This window comes from Fibrobacter sp. (genome assembly GCF_017545445.1).
GTDB lineage: Bacteria > Fibrobacterota > Fibrobacteria > Fibrobacterales > Fibrobacteraceae > Fibrobacter.
Window position 1 is genome coordinate 37,994 of sequence record NZ_JAFWOM010000024.1, and the last position, 15,540, is coordinate 53,533.

At 48.5% G+C, this 15,540-nt stretch carries 10 protein-coding genes; 7 read left to right on the top strand and 3 right to left on the bottom strand.

The features are described from left to right. Positions 1 to 116: 116 nt before the first annotated feature. Positions 117 to 2,285, bottom strand: a complete 2,169-nt coding sequence (locus IKG78_RS02790; protein ID WP_290938932.1) for a PorV/PorQ family protein — start codon at positions 2,283 to 2,285, stop codon at positions 117 to 119. Beyond that, on the bottom strand, positions 2,278 to 2,841 hold the full coding sequence (locus IKG78_RS02795; RefSeq protein ID WP_290938934.1) for a hypothetical protein: 564 nt from the start codon (positions 2,839 to 2,841) through the stop codon (positions 2,278 to 2,280). The genes IKG78_RS02790 and IKG78_RS02795 overlap by 8 nt, the downstream gene beginning before the upstream one ends. A gap of 72 nt (positions 2,842 to 2,913) precedes the next feature. Between IKG78_RS02795 and IKG78_RS02800 the strand changes: the two genes are divergently transcribed. Then, the gene (locus IKG78_RS02800) at positions 2,914 to 4,104 is read left to right on the top strand and encodes an FKBP-type peptidyl-prolyl cis-trans isomerase (RefSeq protein WP_290938936.1); all 1,191 of its coding nucleotides are present in this window, start codon (positions 2,914 to 2,916) and stop codon (positions 4,102 to 4,104) included. 275 nt (positions 4,105 to 4,379) lie between these two features. Here IKG78_RS02800 and IKG78_RS02805 read toward each other — a convergent pair whose 3' ends face one another. Then, on the bottom strand, positions 4,380 to 4,847 hold the full coding sequence (locus IKG78_RS02805) for a hypothetical protein (protein ID WP_290938938.1): 468 nt from the start codon (positions 4,845 to 4,847) through the stop codon (positions 4,380 to 4,382). Between the two features lie 351 nt (positions 4,848 to 5,198). Between IKG78_RS02805 and IKG78_RS02810 the strand changes: the two genes are divergently transcribed. The 6 genes from IKG78_RS02810 (at position 5,199) to IKG78_RS02835 (ending at position 15,362) form a co-directional block, all read left to right on the top strand. Continuing rightward, on the top strand, positions 5,199 to 6,065 hold the full coding sequence (locus tag IKG78_RS02810; RefSeq protein ID WP_290938940.1) for a DUF4423 domain-containing protein: 867 nt from the start codon (positions 5,199 to 5,201) through the stop codon (positions 6,063 to 6,065). After that, entirely contained in the window at positions 6,062 to 7,294 is a 1,233-nt protein-coding gene (locus IKG78_RS02815) for a hypothetical protein (protein ID WP_290938943.1), read from the top strand. The genes IKG78_RS02810 and IKG78_RS02815 overlap by 4 nt, the downstream gene beginning before the upstream one ends. A gap of 120 nt (positions 7,295 to 7,414) precedes the next feature. Further along, the gene (locus tag IKG78_RS02820) at positions 7,415 to 9,640 is read left to right on the top strand and encodes a carbohydrate-binding protein (protein WP_290938945.1); all 2,226 of its coding nucleotides are present in this window, start codon (positions 7,415 to 7,417) and stop codon (positions 9,638 to 9,640) included. Positions 9,641 to 10,034: 394 nt separating this feature from the next. After that, positions 10,035 to 11,036 (top strand): PD-(D/E)XK nuclease family transposase, encoded by a 1,002-nt coding sequence (locus tag IKG78_RS02825; protein WP_290938948.1) that lies wholly within the window; start codon positions 10,035 to 10,037, stop codon positions 11,034 to 11,036. Between the two features lie 164 nt (positions 11,037 to 11,200). Continuing rightward, complete coding sequence (locus IKG78_RS02830) at positions 11,201 to 11,347, top strand: hypothetical protein (RefSeq protein WP_290938951.1); 147 nt, start codon at positions 11,201 to 11,203, stop codon at positions 11,345 to 11,347. A 292-nt stretch (positions 11,348 to 11,639) separates the two neighbouring features. Continuing rightward, entirely contained in the window at positions 11,640 to 15,362 is a 3,723-nt protein-coding gene (locus tag IKG78_RS02835; protein WP_290938954.1) for a hypothetical protein, read from the top strand. Positions 15,363 to 15,540: the final 178 nt, after the last annotated feature.

Genomic DNA, 15,540 nt, shown 5'->3' on the forward strand with positions numbered 1-15,540 from the left:
ATCGTTATTGCTAGGATGGATGTAAAGGGGAATACAAAAAAAGTCCCGCCCATTGGCGGAACTCTAGTTTCATAGGCTCTTCACTCTTTAAAGCGCTGTCGGTGCCTTCATACCTCTTAGAACCTAAATAGCATGCCGAAGCGCATTTGCCCATCACGCACGCCATCTGCACGGCCTACGTTCTTGATGGTAGCCCAGTCGAACTGCAATACGTCGGAGAGCATCACGCCGACACCGAAATCGACTTCGTTGCGTTTGCCGACACGGTCGTAGAGGTAGCCCAGGCGGAGTGCAATCGTATTAGAATAAATGAATTCCGTACCGAAATTGAACACGCCTTGGAGGAAGGAGTTCGTGTCGTCGTCGGGGTCAAAGAGGTCTTTCCAGCAAGCGATGTAGAACGGTTCCGGATCGCCCTTGTCATCGTCCATCACGACTTCGCGGTTGTAGTCGAATGCGACCGTCCACTTGTAATCGGCCATGCTGAGGATTTCGTAAGAGAGGCCGAGACGCCATGTCAAAGGAATCGGGTCTTCGATGGTCTTATCGACGTAATAGACGCTCGGGCCGATGTTTGCGAGCACCAATGCGAAGTTGAGCTTCGGGACGATGAGGTTCTTCTTCAAGATGCCAATATCGAATGCGTAACCGAAGGTGGTGGCTTCTTCTTCGCCAGCGGCTGCGCCGGAACTCAAGTCGGAGTAGAAGAACTTGATGGAGAGGCCGAGGCCCCAGTCGTTCGGGAAGCGTGTGCCGTAGCTGATGCCACCGACGATTTCGGAGCTGTTGTAGGCGACGAGATCGTCAGCGTCCAAGTCGCCGGAAACGACGGTCGAACCGAACGAGACGAAGTTCACATGCACGCCGAGCGTTCCCCAGTCGTTCAGCGGGATGGTCATGCCGCCGTAGAGGTGGTAGAGGTCAGGGATGTTCAATACCGGCAAAAGTTTTTCGTAGAATGCTGTGAGCTGGTAGTCGGCATCCTTGTACTGCTCCATGCCGTTCGCCGTGCTGAACCACACGTCGTTTCCTTCGGGGAGTACTGCCCAGACTTTATTCGTCGAAAGCCCGTTGCCCTGGTGGTAGTGCGTCCATTCGTCGTCGCGTTTGGTGATTTCGGTATCTTCACCTTTGGAGCCGCGTTCGAGTTCTGCCTTGCGTCCGCTGGCGGTCGCGTAGTCCGGCATGTGGCGCCATACACCGAGATCGGTTGCAATCCAGAGTGCGCCCTTGCGGTCAACTGAAACGTCGTTCACGGTGTTGTTGGCGAACTGCACTTGTTCCCACTTGCGCAGCGTAAAGTGCGAGAGGCCGCCCTTGTGGGTCGCCCAGACGTGGCCCGAACTATCGACGGCGAGTGCAGTCGGGGAGAGGTCCATGATGCCGTCTTCTAGGTTGAACAAGCTCCAGCGGTCCTTGTCGTTTGCGCTCTTCTTCGGGGTGAGGCGAGCGACACCTGCGCCATCGACGGCCACGTAAAGTTCCTTGCGGTTCTCGGACCAGACGAGTGCGTTGATTTTTTGACTGGGGAGGACCTTGCCCTTCTGTTCGAATGCGCCATTGCGATAGACGAAAAGTCCGTTATCCGTACCGATCCAGAGCGATGCGCCTTGTTTTGCAAGTGCTGTCACATGGCGTTCGCCGAGTTCCTTGTCGAAGGTTTTCCAGCCCTTGCCGTCAAAGCGGAAGAGTCCTTTCGGTGTTCCGACCCAGAGCTTTTCGGTGAGGTTTTCGTAGAGGATGGCCGTGATGGTATCCTTGACGACCAAGTTCCAGGGCATCTTGACTTCGACCACGTGTGATTCGTCGTCGGCGTTTTTGACGTCGTTGAATTTTTTCACGACTCGCGTGTATTCGTCGAGTCCACGTTCCGTACCGATATAGGTGCGTACGGCATCTTTAATCTTTGCGTTGCCCTGCAAGGTGACCGAGTAGTAATCGACCCACTGTTCGCCGTCGAACTTGAGAATGCCATTTGTTGTGCCTGCCCAAAGTTCACTCTTGTCGAAGAACCCGTTTTTGGAGCGGGACGCCATGTGTGTAAAGAACGGAGTTTGTTTTGCGTCGGCTTTGTAGGAACTGCGCCATTCGTCGGCGAGTGGCCCGAATGCAAGCCCTGCCGGGTTGTAATACATCGCGGTTGCGTCATCGGCAAGTGCTGCTCCGACTTCGCCCATGCCGAGCTGGCGGGCGCCGACTGGCATTTGCAGGGTGATAATTGCCGAACCTGCGGCGAGCGCCATGGCAGGTGCCAAAAGAATTGCAGATAATAGTGACTTACGCAAGTTGCCTCCAATCCGGGACGTTATAGGTGTTTCCGTGTGTCGGGATCACAGCCTTCCATCCGGATTTACTCGGGTTTTCCCAGGGCTGTTTCGGTAAAAGCTTACAGTCGCAGCCCAAAACATAGGGGGGTAAAATTTCCGCGTGATTACGAATCTGTTCGCGGGTGATGAAATTTTCTTCGCTGACGAATTTGCAGTAATTCTTGCCTTTGGGACCAAGTACAATCCTATAAGTGGCGATGCCTTGCTTGTCCCCTTCGTCAATCGTTCTTATGGTCTCTTCGAGAGTGTCGTTCCACTGGTCGAGATAAAATTGCTTTTGTTCTGGAGTCAAGTCCTGTGTTTCTAGCCAAGCCTTGATGGATGCTTCGGAGGGCTTCACAGCGGTGAGCGTCTCGCGTGCGGGGCGACCGATGGCGGCATACTGGCCCGATACGTCGATGACGGGTTTGGATTCCTCTTTCTCGTCGGAATTGTGCATGCCCACGTAGATGCCGATACCAGCAAGAACAATGGACAACAAAACAATTGCGATGACGATGATGATTGATAGCATATTTAAATCCGTTTACGGTAAATCATTACTCTAAAAAACTAGCATTTTCTATTTTATAAGATAGGAGATATTATGTCAAAATTAAAGTTTTTTCTAGTGTTGCTTACTTGTAGTGTTGTTTGGGCGGTGCCTTTCAAGGTTGAAGTCCTCAAGAACGGTGATGGAGACCCTATTCGGGCAGGTCAATTGATTCAAGTTCATTATAAAGGATACCTTGCTGCGGATAGCGCTCTCGTGAATCAGGCAGCAACGGATACGACGGTTGAAGTTCCTTATTTTGCAAATTCCTATTACAGTGGCGTACCTCTTGAATTCACAATTGGCATAGGACAAGTTATTGAAGGTTGGGATAAAGGTCTTGTGGGGATGCAGGTGGGTGAAATTCGCAAGCTTTCCGTTCCGTCGGTTATGGCTTATGGCGACAATTCTCTCGAAGGCATTCCGGCGAACAGCGACTTGATGTTCGTTGTAGAACTTGTTCATGCCGAGAAACCGCTCGATGCAGACAAATTCCCTGCAGATGTCGAAAAAATGAAATGGCGTGATTTGGGTCGTGGTCTCAAGATCTATGACGAAAAGGTGGGTACAGGCAAATTAAATGCTGCCGGCAATACTATTAAGGTTCATTATACGGGCTGGCTCTTGTCGGGCCGCAAGTTCGGAAGTTCCAAGGATTTAGGCAAGCCGCTTGAAGCTGTGATGGGTGCAGGCAAGATGATTAAGGGCTGGGAAGCGGGTCTTGAAGGCATGCGTGAAGGCGGTGTGCGTTGGTTGCGTATTCCTCCAGCGCAAGGCTATGGCGCTATGGCGTTTACGATGATTCCGCCGAACTCGACGCTCTTGTTCCGCGTTGAGCTGGTTTCGTCTGATGTAGATCCGGATCTTGCCGCGAAAATGGATTTCTTCCCGGATACGACGCTCCTCAAGTACGAAAATGGTTCTGAAGGTTTGCGTTATGCGATTGTAAAACAGGGCGAAGGCGAACCGGCCCGTTCTGGACATCGCGCGATTGTGCATTACACGGGCTGGATGGTGAACGGCTATAAGTTCGACAGTTCCCGTGACCGTGGCCAGCCGTTTGCGTTTGAACTCGGTGCAGGGAACGTAATCCGTGGCTGGGAACTCGGTGTGCAGGGCATGCTCCCCGGCGAAAAGAGAATTCTCGTGGTGCCGCCTGGCCTTGGCTACGGTAGTCGCGGTGCAGGCCCGATTCCGGGCGGTGCGACGCTCATCTTCGCGGTGGAATACCTCGGGGAAGAATAGCGGCGGAGCCGCAGTAGGAAGTAGGCTGTTGGAAGACGTCATCCTGAACGGCATTAGCCGTGAAGACAACTCAGAAGGCGAGCGTTGCAAAAATGAGTTTACTCATTTTTATAATCGAGCCAAAGAGTTGGGGCTTTAGCCCAATCCAGTGAAGTCTTGGTTATATAGAGAAGTCCGCTGTGCGCGGACTTTTTTTTGTAGGTGAGACGTAGTTGGATTTTTTGACGTGATACTATGTAGTATTTTGTTTGTAATAACAAAATAAATCGTAAATTTTATGCTGACAAGTATTTTTCGGGTACTTTGTAGCCGTACTTCAGGAGCTTTTGTGCATACTCTTTGTCTTGCAACCTTTGTTCGGATTCTTTGATGAGCTTACGTATTGTTTTAGCTTCTTTTCCAAACGCAATACGGCCTACGGTCATCCAAGAAAGCAATGCAATCAATAACAGAAATGATCCGCACATATAACATGGAAATTTAAACTTGTAAGGGACAATGGTGACTGCATACCAGCAGGTAATCCATATGGTGGTGCTGAGAAGGGCTATTTTTAAATTTAGCGAAATGTTGATTTTGTTTATGTCCGTTCCGATTCCTTCAATTGCGGGCTCGTGAACGCGCTTGTCAAGGAATTCCTTGTTACATTTGGGACAAGTGAATATCGGTGAACCATAACCAAAAGAATTCCAGTCTTCGCGGTTGATGATCGTCTTGCAATTGGGACAATAAGGTTTAAACATGTGATTGAATATAAGTTAAATATCGAGTTGAAGAACGAAAAAATGTGGAATTGCTGTTTTTACGTGAAAAATATTAAGATCAAGGTGATTTTTACGTAAATTTCGCCATTTCCCCCAAAAATGCCGTTCTACACATTTATTATCTTTAGCTACCTACTAATAACTATTGACCAATGACTAATGACCATCACTCGGAGTGCGGTCTAGATCCTACAACCTAACCACCAACCACTAATCACTAACCACTAATTACTAATCACTGCGCCTCAGGCGCCCCCATTGACAAAAAATCCATACCAAATATTTACACAATATAGCGACATGCGTAAGATTTAAATATTTTAATGATTGATGGTTACTTTTTCTGACATAGCGGATTACCGCGACTTCTTGAAGGAATTCTACGACAGGCGCAAGGTCGAGATGCCCTTCTACAGCTACCGCATGATGGGTGATAAGCTCGGGCTAGACTCCAGCTATCTCTATCGCGTATTGCAAAAGAAGCAGCACTTGCCTGCTCATGCATTACCTGCGGCTAAGGAAATCCTTGCGCTGGCTGGTCGCGAGGCCGAATACTTCGACCTCCTCTATTCTGCTGCTGTCAGCAAGGATAAGACCAAGCGCGAAGAACTTATGGCGAAAGCACTCTCGCTCCGCGACGTGGAACGCCATTCGTTGCAAGCCGCCGAACTTAAACTCCTTGAAAACTGGTGGATTCCTGCGGTACGCGCCTACCTGGAATTGAACGGTGGAGTGGTAAATGTCAAGCAGATTGCAAGGGACATTTGCCCGCCGATTACCGAGGATCAGGCTCTCGAAGCCATTGAAACTTTAAAGAGCGTCGGTCTCGTGAAAAAGCTTGCATCGGGTAAGCTTGCACTCACCGAAGCCCATTTGACAGTAGGGGGCCCCGAAAAGGCCAAGGCTGTGCGCAATTTCCAGCGCCAGGTGCTGAGTCTTGCGAGCGATGCGCTTGAAAACGTCCCCGTCAATGAACGCAATATTTCTACACTGACCCTTTCTGTAGATCAGTCCTGCTTCGAGGATCTCGGTGACATGTTGAGGGAATTCCGCCGCTTAGTCCAGAAAAGAGTTGACGGAGCCAAGAATCCTGATCGTGTTATGCAGCTTTCAATGGCATTTTACCCGGTAGCCCGTAAAGGAGGGGCTTCGGAAAATACTATAATAAAAGGGGAAGGTGCAGGAGATAAAAAATGATTAAACGGGCGTGGACATATAGTTTGGCGGCATTGGCCTTCTGCTATGTTGCCTGCGATAGCGGTCAAACCGCGGGATCGTCGATGGAAACGGAAAACTCCATCGCGGTGCTTACCCAGTTGGCCGATGGCACGCCTGCTGCACGTATGGACGTTATTGTCCGCCCTGAAAATTACTTGCCGGGTGCTGACGAACTTGGCTCAGACTCCCTCTACCAGTTGCATTTCGAAACAGACGAGTGGGGCCGAGTGGTTCTGTCTGATGTCCCGACGGGCTCTTATGTCATCGAAGCTCGCAACGATTCCTTGAATTTGAAGGGATTTGCAAAGATTAAATACGTTGAAGCGGATTCGACGACTCCTCTTACAGTTGAAGTTTCTGAGCCGACCAAGGTCTCTGGTCACGTCGGTCTTCCACAGATGGTTCGCCGTTCGGCGACTGTTTCTGTGCAGGGACTGGACTACCAGGTCCCGATGGATTCTACCGGTTACTTTGAATTTGAATCGCTGCCGAGTGGCGATGTCGAAATTGTCGCGTTCGTCAACGATGCCGCAGAAGATTCTGTCACGGAATATGGCAGAATTGCGATGAACGTCGGTGGTCAGTCCGGCGAGGGCGAACTTTACCTCGGCGACTCTGCCTACGTCAAGAAATACTTTGTATTTGATGACTTCGAGAATGGCGCGGGCGATTGGACGCCTTCGGCTTCGCATAACGCAAGTGTTAATTTTGATATAGTCTCTGCTGGACTTGACCGCAAAGGCAAGGCTGCACACTTTGTCTGTGTTCGCGATTCTGCGGCTGAATGGGATTGGGCTCTCATCGGTCGAGATCTCGGTGGCTTTGTCGATATGAGCGAACTTGATTCCATCAGGTTTTGGGCTCGCGGTTCTGTAAAGTCCCGGATTTCATTTGCGTTTGACATGCTCGTGAATACCGATTCCGTGACAAGTACGGACAATATAAAATCTTGGCGTCATTTTGATGTAGATACGGTTTGGACTCGCTATACTGTGATTCCGTCACAATTGGATACTGCGGATAGCAATGGCGGAAACGTCGGTTGGGATGCGGTCAAGAATCGTGTGACAAAGATTAGCATCTTTGGTGCTATGGGTACTGAAGTCTGGGTTGACGATATCGAGGTCTATGGTTATGGAATCTTTGATCCGTACGCACCTGTTAAAAAAAATGCTTTGAAAAAGAGCGATTCTAAGAAAAAAGACTAGTTTTATCCATTATTGACATTTTATCCATGAGACCTGCGGTTTGCCGTGGGTCTTTTTTTGCATGCGGAAATAGTTTTATTCAAGAGGTTGACCGTGTGAGGTCAGTCCAAAGGAGTGTGTATGAATATCAAACGTTTGGCTACATTGGGTTTGCTTGCGGGTTTTGGTGTGAACGCGCTTGCAGATAACCCGATTTCTAGTTACCATTATCTGGCGGACCCATCGGCGGCTTCTGATGGTGATACGTTTTACATCTTGACCGACGTCGATGACTACAACAACCAGACGAACTGGAATTACGACATTGTCGGCCTTTACGCCTTTACGTCCGAAGACATGAAGAACTGGACTGATCACGGCATGATTTTCCGCTCCAGGCGTGAATTTGGGAATTACCCGAACAACACTTGGGCTTCGGGCATCGCCGTCAAGAATGGCAAGGTCTACATTGTTTACCCTGATGGTGCAAGCGGCGTGGGTATGATTACCGCCCCAAGCATTGACGGCCCTTATACCGACCCTGTCAAGGAAACTCATGGAGTCAATAGAATTGCGGGTGGCGGCAGCCTTATCGGTAGCTGCGACGGCATTGCCCACTGCTTTGATCCGGGCATTTTGATCGACGACGATGGTACGGGTTACGTGATTTTCGGTGGTGGCGAAAGCAATAGCCGCCCGTATGGCAACAACTTTGATATTATCAAGTTTACCGAGAGCAATGGCAAGATAACTTTCGACAAGAATTCTCTGAAGAAGGTTTCTTTGCCGAATTCCTTCGAAGCTCCTTACCTGCACAAGCGTAACGGAACTTATTATTTGAGCTTCAACAACCGTAGCCAGGTGATTGACTATGGTATGTCGGACAATATTTGGGGCCCTTATACCTTTGTGGGTACGGTTATTCCGGGAATTGGCTCCGTGCCTGATGCACACGGCGAAGGCGGCAACAACCACCAGGGCTTTGCTCCGTTCAAGGATAAATGGTATGCCGTGTATCACGACCGCCGTTTGGTGACTTCTGATAACCATCCGGCAGCAACGACGCAGCAGGGCGTGCGTTCTGAAAATCCGAACTACGAAAACCACAGAAGCGTGTCCATCGACGAACTCACTTGGAATGGCGACAAGATGAACAAGCTGACCTTCACTCGTGAAGGCCCGAAGCAAATCAAGAACTTTGACCCGTACAAAACATATATAGCGACGACGAGTTCCAAGCAGATGAACATCCGTAGCCGTACGGACTGGACCAAGGGACAGCCAGTGAAGCATGTGCTGTTGCCGCTCACGAGCCGTAGCGAATCGTGGATCCGCGTGTCTGGTGTGGATTTCGGTAAAGGTGCCGAGAATCTACGCATCAAGGCTGCAAGCGTGGCCGATGGCAACAAGATTGAAATCCGCAAGGGGAGTGCAACGGGTACACTTGCCGGTACTTGCGAGATTGCAAAGACTAGCAACAACACGACCTTTGCTGATAACGATTGCGCTTTGACGGGCCTAACCGGTGTTATCGAACAGCTCTTTTTTGTTTTCAAGGGTTCCAAGGACTCTACGATGGGAATTTTGGAATGGGAATTCCAGGGCACGAAGCGCGAACCAGAACCGCAGACTCCGTTTGGCGGCAAGGTCTGGGCGATTCCGGGCAAAATTGAAATGGAAAACTTCGACGAACCAGGTTACGGTGAAGGGAACGATTCCTATTCCGACAGCGATGCTGATGACCACGGTGCCGAAAGCAATGGCGGCAAGAGCTACCGCGAAGGCACTGGCGTGGATATCTACAAGAAGGCTTCCGGTTATGTTGTTGGCTACAATCAGAAAGGCGATTGGCTGGAATACACTGTAGAAGTGGCAAAAGAAGGCGACTACACGATGTTTGCTGCGGTCGCATCTGGCAGCACGAGCGGCAGCTTCAAGCTGTCTGTGGATGGAAAAGACATTACCGAAGAAATCGCTGTCCCGAAGAACGAGGGCGAAGACAACTATGACGATTTCGGCAAGGTGAAAGCGAACGTGAAGCTCGCTGAAGGCAAGCATATTCTCCGCTTTACCGTGACTGGCGACTGGATGGACATCGACTACATTCAGTTTGCATCTGGCAAGGACGCTAAGGACCCTGATAATCAAACGGCATTGAAGCAAGCGTTCCGCATGAACGCGAATTCCGCTGCGACATTCGATGTGTTTGATTTGACCGGCAAGAAGGTGGCTAGCTTTACGGCTCGCGGCATGGCCGAAGCCAAGAAGCTTTGGCGTGAAAATGCTCAGGTCCGCAAGACGCAGGGAATGTGCATGATTCGCAATCGCAGTACCGGCATGATAGCAAAGGTCCGCGTGACCCGCTAGTTTTAAAAACAAACATCCATCCAATCAGGGCTTCTCGAACGAGAAGCCCTTTTTTGCTTATTGTCATCCCGGCCTTGTGCCGGGATCAGTTGTTTACACTGTCATTCTGGAGGGGCTATGCCCCGATAGAATCCATTATGATTCTTTCCTGCATCGTCATCCTCGCGAAGGCGAGAATCTTTTGCATATTTCTGCTTTGGGTTTTGTCACCCCGGCTTTAGTACCGGGGCTGCTTACACATTTTCTTTCAGCATTCCCAACCACTAACCACTAAATTTTTTTTTACAAAACAATCGCATCAATTTTTGGTCCAAAATCTCCAAAAAAGCGTGTTAATACAGTAGGAACCCTCAAAAGGGACTCCCCAAAAACACAACTTAATGGAGATTTTGCAATGATTACGGATGAAGAATTCGTCTTTGACCCGGAAACAGTAAAGAACGACATCGAAAGTGTACGCAAGAAGTTCGAGGGGCTGATGTACCTCGACCCTAGATGCGACCCTGCGTTCAAGGCGCTCTTGGACAGCGAAGATTCGCTCGTGAACTTCTTGAACGGAATCATGCATCTTGAAGGGGATGATGCAATCCAGTCGTTGACTTACAAGATTCAGCAGGAAGAAAACTTTCGCTTGCCGGAACCTTACGGTGTCAAGTTTGACATCGGCGCCCACACCAAGGTCGGAAAGCGCATCGACGTGGAAATGCAACAGGTTAAATTGAAGGAATACATCCCGCGCATGATGATTTACAACGCGTTCTTGCTGTTGCGGGCAAAGAATGATTACAACAAGGAAATCGGCTTCCACGATCTTCCTGACGCGGAAAAGGAAAAGTTCCGTTACAAGCTGCCCGAAATTTATTCCATCTGGATTATGGACCATCCCGTTGATTTCATGGGCAAAGGTATATACCGTGACGAAGTCGCTCTCTACAATAAATCCAACGTCGGGAAGGTTGATTGTGCTCCGATTTCATTGGAAAATAAGTATATTATTATTGACCTCACGAAGTTCGACAAGAAGTTCGAAGAACTCGAAAGCGATGAAGACCGTTGGCTTTACATCTTGAAGAACGCCGGATCGTCAAGGTCGTCGATTAAATTCGGCAATCCCGCCATCGAAGATGCCCTCAGGCGTATTGAATGCGGGACGGCAAGCGAAGAACTCTTAATCAGGCAGGCGAATATGACTGACTACATCAATGTGTGCCGTGCGGCAGTCGCCGAAAGCTATGACGACGGTTATGAAAAAGGTTGTGACAATCGTAATACAGAAATGGCTCTCGACATGCTTGCAGACAACAAGCCTATCGAGGAAATCGTCAAGTACTCGCACCTCTCCATGGAAAAAGTGCTTGAATTGCGTGATTCGCAAGCTACGTTCTCAGCAAAATAAGTTTTAGGCTGTGGAGTCGCGGCTTTCGCCTCAGTGTCATTCTGGAGCAAGGCGAAGCCGCCGCGATAGAATCCACTGCGTTTTCCCCTGCATTTGTCACCCCGGCATTGTTTTAACATGTCACCTCGGATTTATTGCATTAATGCAAAACCTACGGCTCAGCTATGCCAAAGAACGAGTTCTTTGTCGCAGTGTTCGCCTTAAAGGTTTTTCTGGGGTCTGTCATTCTGGAGGCGAAGCCGATAGAATCCATTATGGTTCACTTCGTCATCCCCGAATTTGTGACGTTCCCCACATTTTCATCTTTTTAATTACGTAAACTAAATTTTACAAAACGACAAAACATCCCATTTTCTGCGAAAAAAGGCACTTTTTGCTCCACTTTATGCGAAAATTTAAATTGACAAGGTTTTATTTGTTTTGTAACATTATTATATGTTTATGCTTTTTCCCATACCCTGTAGTGTGCCGAGCGCGTTCGTTGCGAACGAATTAATTGGCACGGAAATTGCGGGGGGGGGGGCTGCACTGTTGTGCAGTAGGCTGCAGGCCTACTAAAAATTTCCATAACATAAATTCCACACATAACAAAGGATGCTTAACATGAAAAAGAGTTTTCATGTGTTTTTCCTATTTGTCCTGTTCGCGTTTTTCGCCGTGAATGCGGCGTGGGCAAGGCAAGTAACACTTTCGATTGATCCATATACAGGCGACAGGTTTATAAATATTTCTAAAGACAGTAATGACCCAGATACCCTTGCTATTCCCTCGAATGTAACAACCTTCAAGGTGTATGACGATGGGGGCAAAGATGGTAATTACTCTTATGGATATTCTCGCCTTACTTTGACTACATCAGAAAGCAATAAGCTTTATGTGAATGGGTTTGCTTGGTTGGAGAAATCCAATAGCTACATATATATATATGATGGCGGAACTTCTGATGATACTAAATTTTCATACGTCTGGGATAATGTTGAAAATGCAAGAGCGTTTGATCGTCTAAGCTCTGGCAACTCCATAATGATTTATTTGGAAAAAAGAAGCTCGGGTCTTGCAGAAATGGCTGGTTTTGATTTTTCTGTGACAGTCATTCCTCCTCGGAGTGTCTCTGTTAAATCTGTCAGTGGCGGCAGTGCTGTAAGTAACAAGAGTTCTGCTTATTATAGAGATACGATTACATTGTCAGCGACACCGAACACTGGATATTTTCTTAAAGAAGTCACGTTAAAAGATGATGCCGGGTATAAGATGAATGTCGATGTCAATGTTGATTGGCTTTCTGGTACAGCCAAGTTTGTCATGCCCGATATGAATACGAACGTTTATCCTGTGTTTTCGAATAATGTAACTGCCGAAAACGGTTTTTATCTGAATATGCCATCATACACTTATAGTCAAACAGTACAACAAACTATTGATATTCCCGAAGGAACCGTTTCGTTTAAGGTGTATGACGATGGGGGCAAAGATGGCGACTATAGCCATCCAGGAGAAAGTTATCTCCAGTTGACAGCTCCGGCTAAGGGAGAAAGATTTCGGATAACAGGTTTTGTACAAACGAACGAAAGCCACGCACGCTTGACAATCTATAATGGAAAGAAAGGTACTACGGCGTTGCTAAATCAAAAATATAGCCCTACTTCGGCAGCTGAAATGACAGACATAGGGACAATTGTTTCTTCTAAGAACATTGTGACGTTATATTTCGTGGCGTATAATTTTGAATCAGCAGCAGGTCTTGACCTCAAGGTGGAAATCCTACAGGGAATATCGATTTCCAAAGCAGAAAATGGCTCTGTGACGACGGACAAAAATGTTGCTGAAGCAGGCGAAAAAGTCACCTTGACCCCAAATCCTGAGGATGGGTACGCTTTGTCGAGCTTGGTTGTTACGGATGCTGGTGGTAATGTTGTTCCTACTACTGAATTGGCTAACGGAACCTTTACGTTTAACATGCCGCGTAGCGGTGGTGTCACGGTTACTCCGACATTTGTACGTATTCCGAAAATCAATATCGTATCTGTACCGGGAGGCAAGATACTGACGGGCTATGCTAATGCCTCGGAAGGGCAAAACGTCATTTTGCTTATTTCACCGGATCCTGATTATGTATTTGCAGGTCTTGAAGTCAAGGAGGATGCGACAGGCAATGATGTAGCCGTGGTTATTATATCCGATGGAGAGGCTAATTACACGATGCCTGCCTCCGATGTCACCGTGACCCCGTCTTGGGCGCATAGTGTAGAAACCCCCAACTATACTGGTGGTACAGTCGCAGCGGACAAGGCGATAGCCTCGAAGGACGAAACCGTTACTCTGACTGTTTCTTCAGATAAAGGTTATGTGCTTCAAAAACTTGATCTTTTTAATCGTGCCACTGATGAAACGGTGGAATTAGTAGTTTCCGACGGAAAGGCTATGTTTACGATGCCTGAGGCTAATGTTGTCGTGACTCCGTATTGGGAAAAAATAAACTATAGCGTAAGTGTTATTGGTGGCGGGGTTAAAACGGACAAGAAAAAAGCGACGTATGGCGAGACTGTAACGTTGACAATAGAGCCGGATGACAACTATTTGTTCTCATCCCTCGACGTTAAGGATGTTGATGAAAATCCCGTGACCGTGACGCTTTCCGACGATAAGACTAGTGCAACGTTCACGATGCCCGCGTCCAATGTTTCTGTAACGTCGCTTTGGAATCAAATATATGACGTGGAAATAATTAGTGTCGCTGGTGGCACGGTGACGACAGACAAGGAACGCGCCGCAGTAGGGCAGACTGTCTCCCTTACGATTACTCCGGCAGACCGTCATGGGCTTACAAAACTCAGAGTTGCAAAAAAGAATAATAATAGCTATTCGTCGAAAGTGGAACTTACCGATGGAAAGGCGACTTTCACAATGCCTAATTATGACGTTGTCGTGACTCCATTTTGGGATGTTAACGTTCTTACGGAAGACGGCGAGGGGGGACTTTATGTGAACATGCCTGAGATAGGAACGAAGACTGTTGACATTCCTGAAAATGTGAAGTCCTTCAAGGTTTATGATGATGGTGGTAAGGACGAAAATTACAACGTACAAGCAGAAGGCTACCTTGTGCTGAATGCTCCAGAAGGATATCTGCTACAAGTGACAGGAACAGCGTGTTATACCTATGCCTATTTTTACATCTACGATGGTGATTCTGAAGCCGAGAAACTGTTTGATGAAGAGCATGCCCGCAATGGTATTGAAGTTGGAACAATCCGCAGTTCTGGTAATAAACTGACGATTCGTTTCCAGTCAAGAAACAGAACTCAGGGAACTAGTTTATCTGGTCTAGACTTAACGGTATCGCTTGTGAAGGTTGATTTCGGAGCCGTTTCCATCGCGAAGGCTGATGACGGCAAGCTGCATGCGACCATTGAAGGTGCCTATAGTGGCGATGAAGCCTTGAAAATCACCGAAGCGATAACTGTCGATAACGTTGAACTCAACCGTGAATTCTCCACCAACGGACAAGGTTTCTCGACTATCGTGCTTCCGTTCGACTTCAACGCGGCAGCCCTCACGGGTGTGAAATCCGTCATCGAGTTTACGGGCATGACTAAAAACGGTGATGTCGGCATGAGCTATATATGGTGCGACGAAAAAGTCCAAGAAAATATCAGGAAGGAAGCCGAAGCGGCGGGCAAGGGCGATAACTATGACCATTGCAATACCGACAAGGCCAACTTCCCGGGCGACATGATAGCTTATACTCCGTACATGGTGCAGATGGAAAATTCTCAGATTGGATTTGATTATGTAGGCGGTGTTACGCTTGAGGTGACGCCAGACAAAGCCCAAGCCCGCGTAGGCGACTGGGTGTTCCGTGGCACGACCGAGAAGAAGGTCTTTGACGCCGAAGAAACCAAGGACGGCAACGTTTGGGGCTTCGCCGCGAAGGTCCAGGATGCTGCCGAATATGTCGGCCAGTTCGTGAGACTTGGTGCTGGAGCATCTGCACAGCCGTTGCGTGCCTACATGGTCTTTGACCCGGTTAGCAGTGATCCGCCGGCACAGTTTGTGAAATCTTCGAAGAATGCATTCTCTGCCGCAAAGCCTGCCAAGGCGAACAGCGTTGCTGGTTCTGAAATCGCATCGCTACCTGACAACATTGACGTGGTCATCGTGAGCCGTGGCGGTAACAACGAGGAACACCGCACCGTCATCGGGACGCTCACCCGCAGCACCGGCGAGTTCAAGATGCGCCGCGACTACGATCTCAAGGGCCGCAAGGTCAACGCCAAGATCAAGGCAAGAGGTGCCTACTACGGAAAGAAAGTACTGAAGAAGTAGAGAGCGGAGAGAACGGCTTCGCCGAAGATTCTCGCCTACGCAAGAATGATGAATCCGATTGTTGTCACCCTGGAGTGAGCCGTAAGGCGACTGATAGGGTCCATGAATATCATGGTGGAGCCTTCGACCTCACTCCTATAAACCCTAACCACCAACCACTAATCACTAACCACTATTT

Excerpts from the sequence above, each read along its gene's own strand:
- IKG78_RS02795 (WP_290938934.1), bottom strand. The coding sequence starts at position 2,841 with ATGCTATCAATCATCATCGTCATCGCAATTGTTTTGTTGTCCATTGTT.
- IKG78_RS02800 (WP_290938936.1), top strand. The coding sequence starts at position 2,914 with ATGTCAAAATTAAAGTTTTTTCTAGTGTTGCTTACTTGTAGTGTTGTT.
- IKG78_RS02805 (WP_290938938.1), bottom strand. The coding sequence starts at position 4,847 with ATGTTTAAACCTTATTGTCCCAATTGCAAGACGATCATCAACCGCGAA.
- IKG78_RS02810 (WP_290938940.1), top strand. The coding sequence starts at position 5,199 with ATGGTTACTTTTTCTGACATAGCGGATTACCGCGACTTCTTGAAGGAA.
- IKG78_RS02815 (WP_290938943.1), top strand. The coding sequence starts at position 6,062 with ATGATTAAACGGGCGTGGACATATAGTTTGGCGGCATTGGCCTTCTGC.
- IKG78_RS02820 (WP_290938945.1), top strand. The coding sequence starts at position 7,415 with ATGAATATCAAACGTTTGGCTACATTGGGTTTGCTTGCGGGTTTTGGT.
- IKG78_RS02825 (WP_290938948.1), top strand. The coding sequence starts at position 10,035 with ATGATTACGGATGAAGAATTCGTCTTTGACCCGGAAACAGTAAAGAAC.
- IKG78_RS02830 (WP_290938951.1), top strand. The coding sequence starts at position 11,201 with ATGCCAAAGAACGAGTTCTTTGTCGCAGTGTTCGCCTTAAAGGTTTTT.
- IKG78_RS02835 (WP_290938954.1), top strand. The coding sequence starts at position 11,640 with ATGAAAAAGAGTTTTCATGTGTTTTTCCTATTTGTCCTGTTCGCGTTT.